This is a genomic window from Pseudomonas sp. AB6 (assembly GCF_034314105.1).
In the GTDB taxonomy this organism is placed as follows: domain Bacteria; phylum Pseudomonadota; class Gammaproteobacteria; order Pseudomonadales; family Pseudomonadaceae; genus Aquipseudomonas.
In genome coordinates this window covers 1,995,285-2,014,510 of sequence record NZ_JAVIWJ010000001.1, presented here as the reverse complement: position 1 = coordinate 2,014,510, position 19,226 = coordinate 1,995,285, and the positions used below count along the sequence as shown (strand labels likewise).

Sequence of the window (19,226 nt, the reverse complement as noted above, 5' to 3'; positions counted from 1 at the left end):
ACATACAAGTTAAGAGGCGGTTTCTTTGTCTACGGGTAATTTGGATTTCGAACAGTTCCGGGTCTTCCTGGAAAAAGCCTGTGGCATCTTGCTGGGTGAAAATAAGCAATACTTGGTTTCCAGCCGTCTCAACAAACTGATGGAGCAGCAGGGCATTAAGTCCTTGGGTGAACTGATTCAACGGATTCAGACACAGCCGCGAAGCGGTTTGCGAGAGCAGGTGGTGGACGCCATGACGACCAACGAAACATTATGGTTTCGTGATACCTATCCGTTTGAAGTGCTTAAAAACAAAGTGCTTCCAGAAGCGATAAAAGGCAGTCCCAATCAGCGCCTGAGAATTTGGTCGGCGGCATGCTCCTCTGGGCAGGAGCCGTATTCGCTCTCAATGTCGATAGACGAATTCGAAAGAACCAACATTGGCCAGCTTAAGAGTGGCGTACAAATTGTTGCCACGGACTTATCCGGAGCAATGCTTACCAACTGCAAGTCGGGCGAATACGACAGTTTGGCGATCGGTCGTGGGCTGTCTCCTGAGCGACTGCAACGATTTTTCGACGTCAAGATACCAGGGCGTTGGGCGATCAAGGCGCCGATTAAAAATCGGGTGGAGTTTCGCTCATTTAACTTGCTCGACAGCTATGCCAGCTTGGGTAAGTTCGATGTTGTGTTCTGTCGAAACGTATTGATTTACTTCTCGGCAGAAGTGAAGAAAGACATCCTGTTGCGTATTCATAGCACGCTCAAGCCGGGCGGCTATCTATTCCTTGGCGCTTCTGAAGCGCTCAACGGTTTGCCGGACCATTACCAGATGGTGCAATGCAGTCCGGGGATTATTTACCAAGCTAAGTAAGGGTTGGCGCGTGAAAAAACCTGATCGAAAGACCGGGCATTAGAGAGAGGGTCACCCTGCACCCTGCGAGAGCCACGCTTTCGCAGGGTGTTTTGTTTTCGGAGGCCATTATCATGAGCGAATCAGCACTGATCGGGATCAAGGCCTGCGGCAACCGGTGTCTGTCGCAATTGCCGCTTTACTGGCGGATAGCGGAAATCCGTTGCCGCTATTTTGGCTTACCATCCGGCGCAAATCGCTGAACCCCTTGAGTTACGGCTATATAAAGACTGGCACGTTGATTGCTTTGTGTCTGATACGAAAACAGGTCAGCCGCTAAAGGTTTCTCGAGATGAGCATCAGCTTCGACAAAGCACTAGGCATTCATGAGCAGGCGCTTGCCTTCCGCGCCCAGCGTGCAGAAGTGCTGGCCAACAATATTGCTAACGCCGACACGCCGAATTACAAGGCGCGAGACCTGGACTTCGCGGCTGTGCTCGCGGCGCAAGCCGATAAGAGCAAAAACGGTACGTTTGCAATGAATACGACCAATGCGGCACACATCGAGGCAGGCGGTACCGGCGGCATGGATGCAACCTTGTTATATCGCACGCCTAGCCAACCTTCGCTTGATCAGAACACCGTTGACGGTCAGGTTGAACAGGCCAACTACGCGCAGAACTCGGTAGGCTTTCAGGCTAGCTTTACCTTTCTCAACAGCAAATTCAAAGGGCTTATGTCAGCCCTGCGAGGAGAGTAATTCATGTCCCTTGCCAGCGTTTTTAGCATTGCCGGTAGCGGCATGAGTGCGCAAACCACACGGCTTAACACTGTGGCCAGTAACATTGCCAATGCTGAAACGGTTTCGTCGAGCGCCGGTCAAACCTATCGCGCCCGTCATCCGGTGTTTGCAACCGTCATGGAGGGTCAAGCCGATGGCGACAGTGGCTCGTTATTCGGGAGTCAGGACCAAGCGGGGCAGGGTGTTCAGGTCGCCGGTATTGTCCAGGACCAGAGTAACCTCGACGCGCGTTACGAGCCTAATCATCCGGCAGCCGACAAAAACGGCTACGTCTATTACCCCAACGTCAACGTTGTGCAAGAAATGGCTGACATGATTTCTGCCAGTCGTTCGTTTCAAATCAACGCGGACATGATGAACACCGCCAAAACAATGATGCAGAAGGTTCTGACCCTCGGTCAGTGATAAGAGGCGCAGCTCATGACAACTACTACCGCCGTCGGCCAATCGGTCCTGGACCAGCTTTCAAAAACATCAGGAACTTCGGCCACTACCAATCCTACCTCGGCGCTGGGCAAAGATGCGTTCTTACAACTGCTCGTAACCCAGTTGAAAAACCAAGACCCGCTCACCCCGCAGGACAACACTGCGTTCGTGTCCCAGCTAGCCCAGTTTAGCAATCTGGAGGCGACACAGAATCTCAACACGTCAGTTGGCTCTATTGCTACCACTTACCAGTCTTCCCAGGCGCTACAGGCGTCTTCACTGGTAGGAAGGTCAGTAATCGTGGCAACCGGTACGGCGGTGGTTGATACTACCAAAGGGATGACAGGCTCGGTCTTGGTACCAGCCTCCAGCTCCACCGTGATCAAGATTAATGATGCCTCGGGCAACCTGGTCAGCACTATTGATCTTGGTATCCAACAGGCAGGCACAAGCAGTTTCACGTGGGACGGCAAAGCCAGTAATGGCTCCGTGGCGCCTGCTGGGAAGTACAGTGTGGTGGCCACAGGTACGGCTGATGGTACGGCTACCGCGTTGACCACTTATCTACCGGCCACTGTCAACAGTGTGACCATGGGCTTGGCTGGCGCGGAAATGACACTTAATTTGGCGGGTGGCACTAGCGTCGGCCTGTCCAACGTTAAAACGATCGGTATATAGAGCCGACTAGACGGCGAAGGAGCGAAACATGTCATTCAATATCGGTCTCAGTGGGCTCTATGCGGCAAATAAAAGCCTCGACGTAACGGGCAACAACATTGCCAACGTTGCGACCACGGGCTTCAAATCGTCCCGCACTGAATTTCAGGACCAATACTCGGCAGCGATCAGTGGCGCTTCGGGCTCTACCAACACTGGCAGTGGTGTAAGGGTCGCCACAGTGTCGCAGCAGTTTACTCAGGGTAACTTGACCACCGGTACCGGCCGCAGCCTAGATTTAGCGATCCAAGGCAATGGCTTTTTCATGGTCAGTAACAACGGCCAGAAGTTGTACACTCGTAACGGAGCGTTCTATCCGGATAAAGATGGCAATGTCGTCAGCAGTAGCGGCGACAAGTTGCAGGGTTACAGCGTCGACGCTAACGGCAAGGTGGTGACGGGGGTTTCGACAAACCTTGTTATAGACTCATCTAACCTGACGCCAAAGCCTAGCGGTCTGGTCACGATTGCATCAAACCTGGATTCCACCGCGACTATTCCGACCGTTACTCCATTCGATCCAGCCAACATTGCTACCTATAATCTTCCTATCAGTACGCCGGTCTTCGACAGTCAGGGTAATCAGCATTCACTGGACCAGTACTTTGCTAAAACCGGCACTAACACCTGGACTATGTACACCTTGGTCGATGGTCGAAATGCTGCTAACCCAGCAACTTCGCCGCCAACGGCGGATCAAACTCAACTGGTGTTCAATTCCGACGGTTCGTTGAAGTCATCTGCATCTACAAGTTCAACACCTAATGTTGTTGTTAACGCGGACGGTACATTTACCCTCAAAAACTGGGTACCCGCCTCGCAATCGGGCACCCCCGTTGTATGGGCGGCCAACGGCGCGAATGCCAATACCGCCGGGATCAAAATTAATATGTTGGCCACTACTCAGACCAACGCTGTCAGCGGTGTAGCGACTAAAAGCCAAGACGGTTATGCGACCGGCCAATTGGCAGGTTTGTCAGTGGACTCGACCGGCGTTTTGTTTGCCACATACACCAACTCCCAATCCAAAGTCATTGGGCAAGTATCGATCACAAACTTCGCTAACGCTCAAGGGTTGATTTCAGTAGGCGGCAGCCGATGGAAAGAAGCTTTCGCCTCCGGTGTTCCCGTCACGGGTGCTCCGGAATCAGGCACGTTGGGTTCTATCGTCGGTAGTGCGCTCGAAGACTCTAACGTTGACTTGACTGGTGAGTTAGTGAGTTTGATTCGTGAGCAAAGTAATTACCAAGCGAACGCTAAAACCATATCAACTCAAAGTGCTATTATGCAGACCACTATTCAAATGGTCGGCTAAGACTGGTTAAACTTACCTCTAAAAAGCCTCTTTTCGAAGGGGCTTTTTTTATGTTTTTTTTTAGAGTTTCCAAGTAAATAAATCAGCCATTTCCTACTATGTTTATAGAAATTTCCTACTTTAGTTAATGCGAGAATAAAAAACGCAGATAGACACTGCGAAAAAAACGCATTTAACAATAATGCCGTCAATGACGGTATGGGAGTCTCTATGTCATTCAATGTTGCGCTGAATGGGTTACACGCTGCCCATAAAAGACTGGAAGTGGCGAGTAATAATATTGCTAACGTTGGTACCCTTGGTTTTAAATCATCGCGTGCCGAGTTCTCTGCGCTCTATTCCGGCGCCCTGTTGGGGCATAGCGGTAGTGCGATAGGCGGCGGTGTGCGGCTGGCGAATGTTTCGCAGGATTTCAGTCAAGGGGAAATTGGCTCAAGTTCTGAACGGGTATTGGATTTGCGCATACAGGGTAAGGGGTTTTTTGTGGTCAGTGACAATGGGGCATTAAGTTACACTCGCGCTGGGGCGTTTATCAAAGACACAGACGATTACATTGTTGACAACGAAGGCAGTCGTTTGCAGGGCTACGGTGTTAATGACAGTGGCGTCATTGTTAATGGTGTTCGTGCTGATTTGAAAATCGATACCCGTAACATGCCCGCTAAAGTAACTACCGCCATTGCCCAGACTATTAACCTGGACGCGTCGCTGCCCTCGCTTTCTGCATTGCCGTCCTTTAATCCAAGTGATCCTGCTACTTATTCCAGTGTGCTGACTAGAACTATTCAGGACGGCGGAGCCCCCGGGGAGGCTGAAGTCAAAGGAGAGAATGTTCAGGGCAATCAGACGATACGCATACCGGCTACGCCCGCAATCCCTCCGGCAGATCATGAACTAAAACAGTATTTTGTTAAAATCGACGCGAATCGTTGGACGATGCACACCTTGATCAATGGTCGTCACCCGATTGATCCCGCCACAACTTCACCGCTGGTGGCAACGATCACTAAACAGCCTGACGGCAGTATTTCGTTGGTCAGCGAAGGCGACTGGATCAAAAAAACTTCCGACAAAGAGTTCCCGTTGACTGGCTGGAAGCCTAGTCGTCAGGTTGACGGTACTTGGTCTGCTAGTCCTGCCGTTAATAATGGGCCAATAGTGCTGTCGCTCAACGATGCAGCTGGCAGCGGGGTCGATGATAAGGGAGTGGTGATGAATAGGCGCGCTCCGGTATTCAACGCGGCCGACATCACCACGTTCAGCAAGCCTTTTTCCACGGCAATCTTTGACAGTTTGGGTAACCAGCACGAACTGACGCAGTACTTCGTGAAGGACGATACCAACAGTTGGAAGATGCATGTATTGGTCAACGGGCGAAACCCAGCATCGCCAGATCGGGACGTGCCAATGACCGCGAACCTAAGCTTCAACTCCAACGGCAGTATTCGATCGATCACTGCGCAGGAAGGATTGAGTGTGGAAAATAACAGGGTCACGCTGAGCAGCTGGCTCCCCGCCAAGTTGATTGATGCAGGTAAAAGCAGCGAAAAATGGATAACAAACGGCGCTCAGGGCAGCTTGGCTGGTACCGTTATCGATCTGAATAATATCAGCCAACATAACGCAACGACGGGCCGCACTGCCGCGCAACAGAACGGCCATGCGGCGGGGCGGCTTGAGGTAATCAGCATCGGTGCTGATGGGGTCATTCAGGCAAGTTTCAATAATGGTAAAAGCAAGAGTATTGGCCAACTGATGCTTGCCACATTTGCCAACGAGCAAGGACTGGTCCCTGATAATAATACCCGCTGGAAGGAGACCAGTGCTTCTGGCTTAGCCAATATGGACGCCCCTGGATTGGGAGGGTTGGGCGGGATCGTCTCTGGGTCATTAGAAGGCTCCAACGTCAAGCTGACTAATGAGTTGGTGGAGTTGATTCAAGCGCAGACCGCCTACCAAGCTAACTCCAAGGCGCTGTCGACCGAGGCGACATTGATGCAGACCTTAATACAAGCCATTTAAGCGGGGAGGTGGCAAAAGCCTCGATTCGTCGGGGCTTCTAGCGGGTGTGCTGCTTTGTTCACGCCTTGCAGTCGGATTTTTTGAAAGGACCACCCAGTTTTACCCAGCCGGGTCCAGGGCTGTTTTGTGTGCAAACCACTCGCGTTGAACCTTGCCATGTATACCAAGGTGCGGGAGCAGCCCCGGCCGCGCCGGACGCGATTAGCAGGCATAGCAGTAACGAATGAATAACCTGGGTTTTGCAGAGCATAAGGGTCTAGGTCCAGTTTTGTGTGGCCGCTGTCCAGGATAGCGCTCCGTGCCGGCGTTGGATGTTCATCAAGGCCGCTCCAACCCTGTAGGGATTTTTGATCGGTCCTGAAAATGTCGTGTTTACACACTTGAAGGAGGTTTTTTTGGCGCTGTTTTTTTTACTGGATGGCCAAATGCGGCAATCCACCGCCACGTGTATTCGTTCACTGACACCTGACGACAAGCGTCGCCCCCGGTTGCCAACGATGAATCAATGCTTTGTATCTGTTCTGACAAGTTGGTTCGAATATTGCTTCAGCGTGATTAGAACAGCTACAGGCGGCAAGCGTCTGTCAGAGGAGGAAGACTGTGGATAAGTTGCTTTACGTGGCCATGAGCGGAGCGTCCGAAAACGCTATAGCGCAGAAGGCTCACGCCAACAACCTGGCGAACATCACTACCACCGGCTTTCAGCGTGACCTCGAACAGGCGCGTTCTATGCCGGTTTACGGGGAGGTAATGCCTTCGCGAGCGTACGCCTTGAGCGAGCGTCCAGGTACTGATTTTTCTGAAGGCGCCATGATGGAAACCGGTCGTGATCTGGATATCGCCGTCAAAGGCGGCGGCTGGATTGCGGTGCAAACTCCTGGCGGCGGTGAAGCGTATACAAGTACCGCGAGCATGAACGTCGACGCACTAGGCGTGCTGCGCACTGGCAATGGTTTGCCGGTCATGGGCAATGGCGGGCCGATTGCCGTGCCGCCCCAGCAGCAAATTGAAGTGGGGTCCGATGGCACCATCAGTATTCGCTCGCTGGGCGAAAGTCCGAAGGTGATGGCGCAGATAGACCGTATCAAGCTGGTGAAGCCTGACCTTGGCAACATGGAAAAAGGCGCCGATGGCCTGCTTCATACTAAAGACGGCAAGGTTGCCGCCGCAGACGGCGCCATTCAAGTCGAGTCTGGGTTCTTGCACGCAAGCAACGTGAGTGCCGTGGAAGAAATGACCCAGGTGCTGGCCTTGGCACGACAATTCGAATTGCACATCAAGATGATGAAAACCGCCGAAACCAACGATGAGTCGGCGGCGCGAGTCTTGCAGAGCTAACCATTGATAGCTTGCGCCGATTACCAGGCGCTTGAGGAGAGAAATAATGCTTCCGGCACTTTACGTCAGCAAAACCGGTCTAGCCGCTCAGGACATCAACCTGACGACCATTTCCAACAACTTGGCAAACGTATCGACCACCGGTTTCAAGCGTGATCGGGCTGAGTTTCAAGACTTGCTGTATCAGATCAAGCGGCAACCGGGCGCCCAGTCGACGCAGGACAGCTCGTTGCCTTCCGGCCTCCAGCTGGGTACGGGTGTACGTATCGTCGGTACGCAAAAGAACTTTAGCGCCGGCAGTTTGCAAACCACCGATCAGCCACTCGACTTGGCCATCAACGGTCGCGGCTTTTTCCAGATTCGCCAGCCTAGCGGCACGGTTGCCTACACACGTGACGGTTCGTTCCATTTGGATACCAACGGTCAGATTGTGACGGCTAACGGCTTTGCCTTAGAGCCGGCCATCGTCGTGCCACAGCAAGCCCAGACGTTCACTGTCGGCCAAGACGGAACGGTGTCAATCACCTTGGCCGGTGCTACTGCTACGCCGCAGATCATCGGCAACGTGCAGACCGCTGATTTCATTAACCCTGCCGGTCTACAATCGCAAGGTGGCAACTTGTTTCTGGAAACCGCGTCCAGTGGTGCGCCACAAGTAGGTACGCCTGGCTTGAATGGCTTCGGTACTACCCAGCAGAACACCCTGGAAGCGTCGAACGTAAGCACCGTTGAGGAGATGGTCAATATGATCACCACGCAGCGCGCTTATGAAATGAACTCCAAAGTGATCTCCACTGCCGACCAGATGCTGCAACACATTGCGCAAAATCTGTAAAAGCCTGATGCGCCAATTCAGCCTGTCATGCTGCTTGATCACCTGGAAGGGGTGCCTGATAAGTACCTGTTACACCGCGAGGTTTACCGTGTCATGAAACGGCTATCTTTACTACGACTTGCCCGACTGCTTGCTCTGTGGGTAGCCCCGTTTTGCGCAACCGCATTGGTGGCTGGCTGTGTTGCTCCAGTGGCTAAGCCCAATGATCCTTTCTACGCACCGGTTCTGCCGCGAACGCCTCTGCCGGCGGCAGCGAATAACGGCTCGATATACCAAGCCGGTTTTGAGCAAAACCTCTACGACGACCGCAAGGCTTATCGGATTGGAGACATCATTACTATTACGCTTTCCGAGAGGACGGCGGCCAGTAAAGCGGCCAGTAATGGCATCACAAAAAACAGCAGTAACAGCATTGGCCTGACGTCATTATTTGGTGGGGGCTTGAGCACTAGTAACCCTGTGGGCGACACCGATCTGAGCCTGAACGTCGGTTACAACGGCGCACGTACAACTAAAGGCGACGGTAAAGCAGCGCAGAGCAACAGCTTGACCGGCTCGGTCACAGTGACGGTGGCTGAAGTGTTGCCCAACGGCATTCTCGCGGTACGGGGGGAAAAGTGGATGACCCTTAACACCGGTGACGAATTGGTACGAATTGCCGGGCTGATCCGCGCCGATGACATTGCCACCGACAACACCGTGTCGTCTACACGCGTTGCGGATGCACGTATCACATATTCAGGAACCGGTTCATTTGCCGATTCCAGTCAGCCGGGGTGGTTTGATCGTTTCTTCCTCAGCCCGTTGTTCCCTTTCTAATAGCGGGATAGACATGAGCAATTTCAAACATTTATGGGTGGCGGTCCTGCTTTCGTGCACCACCTTTGGCGTACAAGCCGAGCGTTTGAAGGATATCGCCAGTATTTCCGGGGTGCGGACTAACCAACTGATCGGTTACGGCTTGGTGGTTGGCCTCAACGGCACTGGCGATCAGACCACCCAGACCCCCTTTACCTTGCAAACTTTCAACAACATGCTGGCTCAGTTTGGCATCAAGGTTCCTGCGGGGGCCGGTACCGTGCAGCTGAAGAACGTTGCAGCGGTGGCCGTGTATGCAGATTTGCCAGCGTTCGCCAAGCCCGGTCAAATGGTCGACATTACGGTGTCGTCCATAGGTAACTCGAAAAGCTTACGTGGCGGCAGCCTCCTGATGACACCGATGAAAGGTGTCGATGGCAATGTCTATGCGATTGCCCAAGGCAACCTGGTGGTGGGTGGTTTTGACGCCGAAGGTCGCGACGGCTCGAAGATCACAGTCAATGTCCCGTCTGCCGGCCGTATCCCAGGCGGTGCCTCGGTCGAGCGGTCAGTGCCAAGCGGATTCAATCAGGGTAACAGCCTGACTTTCAACCTCAACCGTTCTGACTTCACCACAGCCAAGCGGGTGGTCGACAAGATCAACGACATGCTCGGCCCTGGCGTAGCACAAGCTCTCGACGGCGGTTCGGTGCGAGTGACAGCCCCCATGGACCCGAGCCAGCGTGTTGAATACTTGTCGGTGCTGGAAAACCTGGAAGTCGATCCAGGCCAAGCCTCGGCCAAAGTCATCATCAACTCGCGTACCGGCACTATCGTGATCGGTCAGAACGTCCGGGTTTCGCCTGCGGCAGTTACCCATGGCAGCTTGACAGTCACCATTACTGAAGATCCGATCGTCAGTCAGCCTGGCGCGTTGTCCGGTGGGCAGACGGCGGTAGTCCCCCGATCTCGACTTAATGCCGCTCAAGAGCTGCACCCAATGTTCAAGTTCGGTCCGGGCACAACGCTGGATGAAATCGTCCGCGCGGTTAACCAAGTGGGTGCTGCCCCGGGTGACTTGATGGCCATTCTTGAAGCGTTAAAACAGGCCGGCGCGCTTCAGGCCGATCTGATTGTAATTTAAGGAGCTTCGCATGGACTTGCCCATCAGTGCAGCGCCCACCGCCAGCGATTCGGGTGCTTACTCTGACCTTAATCGCCTGAATGCCCTAAAAACCGGTGATCGCGACAGTACCAGTAACCTGAAAAAAGTGGCTCAGGAGTTTGAGGCGCTGTTCGTCAGCCAGATGCTCAAGTCCATGCGCTCGGCCAATCAGGTGCTGGCCAAAGACAATCCGATGAATACCTCGGAAATGCGTCAGTACCAAGAAATGTACGACCAACAACTGTCGGTCACCATGTCCCGGCAGGGCGGTGGCATTGGTCTGCAAGACGTGTTGATGAGGCAGTTGTCAAAAATCAAGGATTCTGAAACAGCCCCATCGAACACCGTTGGCAATCTGACGGCATTGGCGGGCAAACATACCGACTTGAAACGCTCGAACCTGCTTCATCCCGATGTGAGCATTTTGGCTGACAAGACCGATTCGGATGCTGACGCTGTCAACGTCACTGGTCTGGCGCTGAAAATTACTCAACGACCATTGTGGGCGACGCGCTCGGTGGCGGCGGATCACCGATTGGCGGCAGCTTCGGCCTCCTCCAGCGCGAGCCCGCATAACGACGTTGCAAAGCTCAATGCCCGTCGACTGGCATTGCCCAGCAGCCTTGCCGATCGCCTGCTGGCTGGCATTGTTCCGACAACCTCGGCGGCCCTCAGCCAAGCAGGAGCGGGCAGTGCGATTAGCGGTTCTACGACTGCAGTGGTGCGCAGCGGTGCCGCCTACTTCAGCAATGGTGATTGGACTCAAAACCCAGCGCTTACGACGTCCGGGAGCGCGATGCAGATTTTGGGTCGCTCGATGGCCCAGCCACCTCTGGCACCCAGCAGCAAAACCTTTGCCAGCCAAGATGCTTTCGTCGCCACCATGTTGCCGTTGGCCAAGGACGCCGCCGCGCGTATCGGTGTCGATCCTACGGTTCTGGTTGCACAGGCTGCGCTGGAAACGGGCTGGGGTAAATCAATCATGCGTCAGCAGGACGGCAGTAACAGCCACAACTTATTCGGCATCAAGGCCCAAGGTGGTTGGCAGGGTCCAGAAGCGCGAGCGATCACCAGCGAGTTTCGTGACGGGCAGATGATCAAGGAGACCGCGGACTTCCGTTCATACGGTTCTTATGCAGACAGCTTCCACGATTTGGTGACGGTGTTGCAGAACAATAATCGCTATCAAGGTGTGCTGAAATCTGCCGATAACCCTGAACAGTTTGTGAAAGAGCTGCAGAAGGCCGGCTATGCCACGGATCCGGACTACGCCAGCAAGATTTCGCAAATCGCCAAGCAGATGAAGAGTTACCAGAACTACGCCGCCGCGAGCTCTTCCACGACTTTATAAGGCTTGAACCATGTCACTGATTTCAATTGGGCTTTCGGGGCTGACTGCAAACTCTGCAGCGCTTAACACCATCAGTAACAACATGGCCAACGTTGATACCGCCGGGTACTCGCGTCAGCAGGTTATTACGGGTGCTTCATCACCGCAGAATCTCGGTTTCGGCTACATCGGTACCGGCACCACGCTGATGGACGTTCGCCGAATCTATAACAGTTACCTCGACAGCCAATTGCAAAGCAGTACTGCCCTGGATTCGGAAACCACGGCCTTTCTTGGGCAAGTCAGTTCTACCGATACGCTGCTATCGGGCGTCAGTACGGGCGTTTCCAGTGTATTGAAGACCTTCTTCACGCAGCTTCAAGCCGTCTCGACCAACCCCACCGATGCGGGGGCGCGCTCGCAATTGCTGACCACGTCAGGTTCTCTAAGCAGCCGCTTTAATTCGATTTCATCGCAGCTGGGCAGTCAGAACACCGACATCAACAGCCAATTGACTACCCTCGCGACTCAGGTCAACACGTTGTCGGCGTCTATTGCTCAATTGAACAAGCAGATTACCCAAGCATCAGCCACTGGCTCGACCCCTAATGCCATGCTTGATTCGCGCAACGAAGCTGTGCGTCAACTCAACACGTTGGTGGGCGCAAAAGTTATCGACAACAATGGCAGCTATGACATCACTATCGGCACCGGCCAATCTCTCGTCAGTGGCACCAGTGTCAATACCTTGTCAGCAGGACCAAGTAGTACCGATCCAACCCAGTACAGCTTGTCGGTAAGCTACGGGCAAAGTAAATCAGACGTGACCTCGGTAGTGAGCGGTGGCAGCATTGGCGGCCTGTTGCGCTATCGCAGTGACGTATTGGCACCCGCCATGAATGAGTTGGGGCGTGTTGCGTTGTCGGTTTCCGATAAGGTCAACAGTCAATTGAATCAGGGCCTGGACCTTAACGGCGCCTTTGGTTCGAATTTGTTTAGCAGCATTAACAGTGCAGCCCAGATCAGCCAGCGCAGTATCGCCTCGTCGGGTAACAGCGCCCCGTCGGGCAACCTCGATGTGACCATTTCCGACACTAGCAAAATTACGGCCAACGACTATCAGGTCACTTTTACCAGCGCCACCGCTTACGACGTTAAACGTCTATCGGACGGCAAAGTTATGGGCTCCTCTGATCTGGCTACCAAACCGGCGCTTGTTGTCGATGGTTTTTCCATCGCGCAAAACGGCGGGGCGTTTAGCGCGGGCGACAGCTTCAAGGTGACGCCAACGCGCAATGCCGCCTCCGGCATTAGCACGACCATGACCGATCCCCAGGCTCTAGCCGCCGCCGCGCCATTGTCGGCTTCGGCGGGCGCCAGCAACAAAGGCAGCACAACGATTTCGCAACAACCGACCTTGACCACTCAGCTGAATATCTACGACGCCGCAAGCAGCGCCGATCTGCGCACAGGTATCACCAACTCTACGCCGATCAAGTTAGTCTTCGGTGCCGTCGCCAGTGGTTCTCAGAATTACACGATGTTCAACGCCCAAGGCACTTCGATTGGCACCGGCTCCATCGTCCCAGGGCAATCCAATACTTTGAATCTAACGGTACCGATGATCGATGCCAGCGGCAATCCGATCAACACGACTGCCCCACCCCCGGTGCAAAAGACGTTCACCGTTCAAATGACAATTTCTGGTACACCCGCTGCCAATGACAGCTACAGCCTGTCGATGACGGCCGCTGGGTCTTCCGATAACCGTAACGCGTCAGCGACCGCGGCCTTGCAGTCGACGCCGACGATTGGGGTCTCGGGTTCCGCCCCCGGCGTCAGTCTTTCTGACGCCTACGGCAAGTTGGTAGGAGCGGTAGGGGCCCAAGCGGCCCAAGCCAAAAGCGACAGCGCTGCAACCACGGCCATCGTTACCCAAGCCAAATCTGCTCGGAACTCGGTCTCGGGTGTCAACCTTGATGAAGAAACAGCCAACCTGGTCAAGTATCAACAGTACTACACCGCCTCCTCGCAGATCATCAAGACTGCACAAGCGATGTTTACCACTTTGATCAATGCTCTCTAAGGGGTCGTACACATCATGCGTATTTCTACTGGTCAGTTTTACGACGCGAGTGCGGCTAACTATCAGCGCATCTACAGCAACACGCTTACCACTGGCCAGGAAGTCAGCAGCCAAGTAAAGCTCAATACGGCCGCTGATGATCCGGCGGGGGCGACACGCTTACTTCAACTGGGTCAACAGAGTTCGTTGCTCGGTCAGTATACGTCCAACATGACGGCGGCCAACGCGACAATGGTTCAGTCGCAATCAGCAATGGAAGGCATTCAAACTGCAGTGGCGAGGGCACAAGAGTTGGTCCTGTCAGGTGCTAATGGCACGTATACCAACGACGACCGCAAGGCTAACTCCGAAGAGCTGACCCAGATCCAGGCACAGGTCTTGTCATTGATGAACAGCCAGGATGCCAACGGGCAGTACATATTTTCTGGTTCAAAGTCACCGACGCCGCCCTATTCCCAAAACGCAGACGGTACTTATAGTTACCACGGCGACCAAACCTCCAATAGCGTGCCGATCGGCGACAACTTGTCGATTACTACCAACACCACCGGTTGGGCGGCATTCGAACAGGCGACTAATACCGTCCGTACAGCCACCACTTTGACGTCACCTACGCCAGACGACGGTCGGTTGAACCTGTCTGCCGGTCAGGTGACGAACAGTGTGACTTTCAATTCGGCGTTTACGAGTGGTCAGCCATACAAAATCAGCTTCCTTAGTAGTACGCAGTACACCGTCGCCGATAGTGCTGGCCTCGACGTCACGTCGGAAACCAGCGGAAACGGTATGTTTAGCTCCACGAGTTCGGCCACCCAAAGCATCGGTTTTCGTGGGCTTGAAATTAATCTCAACGCCAACCTGAGCGCGGCGGACAACCACGCAGCCCTGGCAACACCTCGACTTCAGTCATCACCAGTGCGACTCAGACCAGCGCCAGCGCTTATAACAGCAGCTTTCCACCTGGCGGAGCGGTCCTCAAATTCACCAGCGCCACCCAATTCGATTTGTATGCCGCACCCATGACCGGCACTAGCAAGGCTGTTTCAAGTGGCACCGTCACTTCGACCAGCGCAGGTTCGCCGCCTGTTACCACTATCACGGCCACGGCGTCCGGGATTACCTTCAACCTCAGCGGTGCTCCGGCGGCGTCTGACACTTTTTCGGTTCAGGCCAATACCCATCAATCGCAAAACATCCTGAACACCTTGGTGGCTGCGGCGGCTGCATTGGCCGTCCCATCCGACGGCAACCCCATTGCTCAGCAAAAGCTGAGCGCGTCAATGGACTCGGCCATTGGTAACTTGGCGACAGCCAACACATTGCTATCAAGTGCCGTCAGTAACTCCGGCGCGCGGCAAAAAATTCTAACAAACCAAAGTTCTACCAATGACACCTTGGTTATAGGCAACACAATCGCCCAAGGCGCGATTCGTGATTCGGATCCGGTTGAGGCTATCACCCGTTTGACCTTGCAGACCACTATGTTGTCGGCAGCGCAATTGGCCTTCAGCAAAATCTCTCAGTTGGGTCTGTTCAACAAGGTCTAAACGCTCGCTCAACGTAACGACCGGCTACTAGGCAGGTCATCATTATCCATTGGTTCAGGGCGCTCGCTGATCAAGTGCGGCGCCCGCCGCTTATGAGTTCTCGCCGTGAAACCACTTCCCCTCGTCAGTATTGTGATTCCCGCCTATAACCCACGGTTTTTTCAGCGGACATTGCACAGTGCATTGAATCAAACGTACTCGAATTACGAGGTTGTGATTTGTGACGATTGCCGCACGGATGGGATTAAGGTGGTGGTTGACTCGTTCTCTGGATTCAGCACTGTGCCGGTTCGTTATATCAAAAACCCGCAACGCCTGGGTTTTGCCGCTAACTTGCTTAAATGCCTGAGTGAAGCCACGGGTGAGTTCATCAAGTTTCTATGCGATGACGATCAGTTGTTTCCGCTGTGTCTTGAATCGCAGATGAAGGGTTTCACCGGCTACAAAAATATTAATTTGGTGTTGGGTCAGCGTTATTTTTGGGACGCGGATGACGTTCAATTGCCGGATCGCATTGGTAATATTCCGCTTTCTCACGTCGATAGCCTGTTTAACGGCGAGGACGTGCTTGGTGTGCTCCAGCATTTCCCGAACAACTTCCTTGGTGGCTTGAGCAGTGCGTTGATGCGCAGCTCGGTCGTGCAGGAATACCTGCCGACATTGGCCGAAGGTAACCAGTTCGTCGCTTTGCTCGATCTGATGCTGTACAGCTGTTTGATGCGCCGCGGCAACATGGTCGCCCTTACAAGTGTGCTCATTATTGAGCGGCTTCATAACGATCGGTTGAGCCGCCAGCAATTAATGATTGATGCCATGGCGGACGAGATTCCACTGGCAATAGAATTTTTAGAGGCCCGTGGCGGCGAGTTACCTCCGGCCCAAGGCTATGTTCGTTATGTGCCATTGACGGCGGCCAATGAAGTGCCAATTACGTGGCATGAGCACGCCACCATGCGTTCCCTGGGCACGCGACAGGGCAGCATGCAAGGAAAGGTTGGTAGTTACAGTGAAAGCTTCGCTGAGTTCTATGCGGAATGGCTGGCGTATAAATCCATATCGGTAGGGCAGCGACAGTTGCTACCGATCACGCTGACGCATTGGCAGCAGAGACCTAAAATCGTCCCGATCATCGTTGACGAGAAAGGCAGTCGTGCCGGTCTTGCCATGACCCTACAGAGTATTGCCACGCAGCTTTATGCAGCGGATTTGGTGTTGGTTTTATCCGCGAGCTGCACAGAAACCGCCTTGGAGGGGAAGGTCTGCACGTTGCCGCTGCAGGACGATTGGATAGCGCAAATCGATGAGCTGCTGGCGCAACTCGACGGTGCCGAATGGTTCTATATGCTGCGTGCGGGTGACCGCCTGGTCGAGTCGGCGCTGTTGATGTTGGCGGACCGTATCGTCAATAACGACACCGCACGCTGTTTTTACACTGACGAAGGTGCATTGCGTGATGGAGAGTCGGCAGAGCCGGTATTCAAGCCTGACTTCAACCTCGACTTTCTGCGCAGCTATCCGTATATCGGGCGGTGTGTGGCCTTCCAGCGCGAGAGTTACCTGGCACTCGGTGGGTTCGATTCAAACTACGGGGAGTTGGCGCCACATGACTTGGTCTGGCGATTGTATGAACAACAAGGTGAGACTTCGGTTCACCACATTGCCGAGATTGTGCTGGAATCGCAGTTAAGCTTCTCCCAGTGGCTGGCATTGCCAGAAGTCGTTATGCAAAATCTACGGGTGGTGGGTGCTCACTTACAGCGCTCAGGCATTGACCACCACATTCAGTTGGGCGTTGAGTTGTCCGTTAATAAAATAACGTACCAGCACGCCGAACGACCTTTGGTGTCGATCATTATCCTGCACAAGGATCAGCTTTTTGCGCTGCAGCGTTGCATCGAAACGCTTCTGGAAAAAACCGCCTATACCCATTTCGAAGTATTGATTGTCGACAACGGTAGCGTTAGCACTGAGGCCCGTGAGTGGCTGAGTGGCATGGCGAAAATGTCCTCGGGCACGTTGCGCATCCTTGATCATCCCGAGGCCGCCTGTGTTCCTACGTTGCGTAATTTCGGTGCCGTGCATGCTCGGGGTGAGTACCTGCTGATCCTCAATACCTACACGGTCATCACTCAGCCTGAATGGTTAGACGGTCTGCTCAGTCACGCCCAACGTCCCGAGGTCGGAATCGTCGGCCCTAAAGTGTTCAACCCCCAAGGGCTGGTTTTACAGGCGGGCATTATTCTTGGCCTGGACGGTACGGCGGGTTATCAGTTTTACGGCGAAAACATGAATGCAAACGGCTATATGCACCGTCTGCAAATACCGCAAAACCTGAGTGCGGTGGGTTCTGATTGTCTGATGGTGCGCCGGGACGTGTTCGAAAGCATTGGCGGACTGGACGACACCGAATACAGCCAAATTTTCGACGAAATCGATTTATGCTTGCGGGTGCGTGAGGCCGGTTACTTGGTGGTGTGGACCCCTGAAGTGCAATTGGCTCTCGGTAGCCGCCGTGGCGCGAATCCGACCCAGGCTCAGTTTGATCGTCGGGAGTTGGAGCAAGCCACCTTTCTTGATCGTCGATTAGCGCTGGTCGCCTATGACCCCGCCTACAACCCGAACTTTTCAATGAACGGTAGCAGTTATCGACTGGAACCCGGCTTGAGAACCGGCTGGAGTCCATTTACCTCATCGAGCTTGCCAGAACTATTGATTTTGCCGATCAACTCCTCGGCGGTTGGGCATTACCGCATGAGCGAGCCTTTTCTTGGGTTGGAGGCGACAGGCAGGGTCGTTGGGCAGATATCTTATGAGTGGCCTACGCTGGTCGAGATCGAACGTCGATCACCTGACGTGGCGGTCTTTCAAGGGCGGTATTTTCACGGCGGGATTTTGCAAATTGCGTCGATGAAGACGCATTTCAATACCCGGCGTATTTATGAACTCGATGACAACGTCATTGAGGTCCCGGCGAAAAATGGACACATGCGAAACGCCCCTTCCGCAGCGGACATGACCGAGGTGCTGCGTCGCGGTATTGTCAATTGCGATCGGGTGGTTGTTTCCACAGCGGCATTGGGCGACGTACTGTCTAGCATGCACTCGGACATTCGAGTGGTGCCCAACATGTTGGCCCCCCGGTTGTGGAGTAATTTGCGCGGCAATCGCCGGACGTCAAAAAAACCACGGATTGGTTGGGGCGGTGGCACCAGTCACACGGGTGATTTGGAGATCATTGCTGAGGTTATCCGGGAGTTGGCGGACGAGGTCGAATGGGTGTTTTTTGGTATGTGCCCGAAAGAACTACGGCCTTATCTTCACGAGTTTCATCCGATTGTGGGTATGGATCAGTACCCGGCGAAGTTGGCAAGTTTGAACTTGGACCTTGCGCTGGCTCCGTTGGAGTTCCATATCTTCAACGATTGTAAGAGCAACTTGCGGCTGTTGGAGTACGGCGCGTGCGGTTTTCCGGTGATTTGCACTAACACCCAAGCCTATCAGGGATATATGCCGTGCACGCGGATCATCACAAACACTACGGATGAATGGCTGCAGGCTATCCGAATGCATTTGTCCGATCCCGATGCCAGCTACCGCATGGGTGATGACTTGCGCGAAGTCGTTCTTCGGGACTACATGTTGCGTGGCGATAATTTGCAGCAGTGGGTAAACGGTTGGATTGCAGATTAATTCCGATAGTTTGTCAAAACGTGCATAACTTATGGATCAAAAACATAAGTCTGCAGGCGCTGCCGAAGGCTGCGATTCGACCGGGTAAGGGTTGCTTTAGTGATACCGCTGAAGGTCGTGCCGACCTTATCGTCGCCTTCGGCAACTCCTACAGGGTTTAGTGATTCTCTGTAGGGCCCAATTCGTTCGGGAGGGCGTCAATTCCGACGCCCAGCCACTCCCCGACGCCGTGGCAACTCTTATAAAACTCATCCCCGCTTGAGTAATTTGAGCTGGCACGCTTCCTGCTAAAACCTCTCTGTATCGCCAAAAAAACTTTATTC

At 53.8% G+C, this 19,226-nt stretch carries 13 protein-coding genes and 1 pseudogene; all 14 read left to right on the top strand.

Going from position 1 to position 19,226, the window contains the following annotated elements; all coding sequences use genetic code 11:
• The first annotated feature begins 25 nt into the window (after positions 1-25).
• The 14 genes and pseudogenes from cheR (at position 26) to RGW60_RS09490 (ending at position 18,903) form a co-directional block, all read left to right on the top strand.
• The gene (gene cheR, locus RGW60_RS09560) at positions 26-853 is read left to right on the top strand and encodes a protein-glutamate O-methyltransferase CheR (RefSeq protein WP_322204135.1); all 828 of its coding nucleotides are present in this window, start codon (positions 26-28) and stop codon (positions 851-853) included.
• A gap of 331 nt (positions 854-1,184) precedes the next feature.
• A complete protein-coding gene (flgB, locus tag RGW60_RS09555; RefSeq protein ID WP_322204133.1) occupies positions 1,185-1,592 on the top strand; it encodes a flagellar basal body rod protein FlgB in 408 nt (135 codons plus the stop codon).
• 3 nt (positions 1,593-1,595) lie between these two features.
• The gene (flgC, locus tag RGW60_RS09550) at positions 1,596-2,039 is read left to right on the top strand and encodes a flagellar basal body rod protein FlgC (protein ID WP_322204131.1); all 444 of its coding nucleotides are present in this window, start codon (positions 1,596-1,598) and stop codon (positions 2,037-2,039) included.
• A 15-nt stretch (positions 2,040-2,054) separates the two neighbouring features.
• A complete protein-coding gene (locus tag RGW60_RS09545; protein ID WP_322204129.1) occupies positions 2,055-2,738 on the top strand; it encodes a flagellar hook assembly protein FlgD in 684 nt (227 codons plus the stop codon).
• A 28-nt stretch (positions 2,739-2,766) separates the two neighbouring features.
• Entirely contained in the window at positions 2,767-4,092 is a 1,326-nt protein-coding gene (gene flgE, locus RGW60_RS09540; protein WP_322204127.1) for a flagellar hook protein FlgE, read from the top strand.
• A gap of 210 nt (positions 4,093-4,302) precedes the next feature.
• Positions 4,303-6,114 carry a flagellar hook protein FlgE gene (locus tag RGW60_RS09535; RefSeq protein ID WP_322204125.1) on the top strand — a complete coding sequence of 604 codons (1,812 nt, stop codon included), beginning with the start codon at positions 4,303-4,305 and terminating at the stop codon, positions 6,112-6,114.
• A gap of 600 nt (positions 6,115-6,714) precedes the next feature.
• A complete protein-coding gene (locus RGW60_RS09525; protein ID WP_322204121.1) occupies positions 6,715-7,452 on the top strand; it encodes a flagellar basal body rod protein FlgF in 738 nt (245 codons plus the stop codon).
• A 46-nt stretch (positions 7,453-7,498) separates the two neighbouring features.
• Positions 7,499-8,287, top strand: coding sequence for a flagellar basal-body rod protein FlgG (gene flgG / locus RGW60_RS09520; RefSeq protein WP_322204119.1), 789 nt, complete (start codon positions 7,499-7,501; stop codon positions 8,285-8,287).
• Between the two features lie 93 nt (positions 8,288-8,380).
• Positions 8,381-9,106, top strand: coding sequence for a flagellar basal body L-ring protein FlgH (flgH, locus tag RGW60_RS09515; protein WP_322204117.1), 726 nt, complete (start codon positions 8,381-8,383; stop codon positions 9,104-9,106).
• Between the two features lie 13 nt (positions 9,107-9,119).
• Positions 9,120-10,229: a flagellar basal body P-ring protein FlgI gene (locus RGW60_RS09510; RefSeq protein WP_322204115.1), complete on the top strand. Its 1,110-nt coding sequence runs from the start codon at positions 9,120-9,122 to the stop codon at positions 10,227-10,229.
• A gap of 10 nt (positions 10,230-10,239) precedes the next feature.
• On the top strand, positions 10,240-11,601 hold the full coding sequence (gene flgJ, locus RGW60_RS09505) for a flagellar assembly peptidoglycan hydrolase FlgJ (protein ID WP_322204113.1): 1,362 nt from the start codon (positions 10,240-10,242) through the stop codon (positions 11,599-11,601).
• 10 nt (positions 11,602-11,611) lie between these two features.
• On the top strand, positions 11,612-13,666 hold the full coding sequence (gene flgK / locus RGW60_RS09500) for a flagellar hook-associated protein FlgK (RefSeq protein WP_322204111.1): 2,055 nt from the start codon (positions 11,612-11,614) through the stop codon (positions 13,664-13,666).
• Between the two features lie 15 nt (positions 13,667-13,681).
• A pseudogene (flgL, locus tag RGW60_RS09495) lies at positions 13,682-15,213 on the top strand (flagellar hook-associated protein FlgL).
• A 105-nt stretch (positions 15,214-15,318) separates the two neighbouring features.
• Positions 15,319-18,903: a glycosyltransferase gene (locus RGW60_RS09490; protein WP_322204108.1), complete on the top strand. Its 3,585-nt coding sequence runs from the start codon at positions 15,319-15,321 to the stop codon at positions 18,901-18,903.
• Positions 18,904-19,226 lie beyond the last annotated feature (323 nt).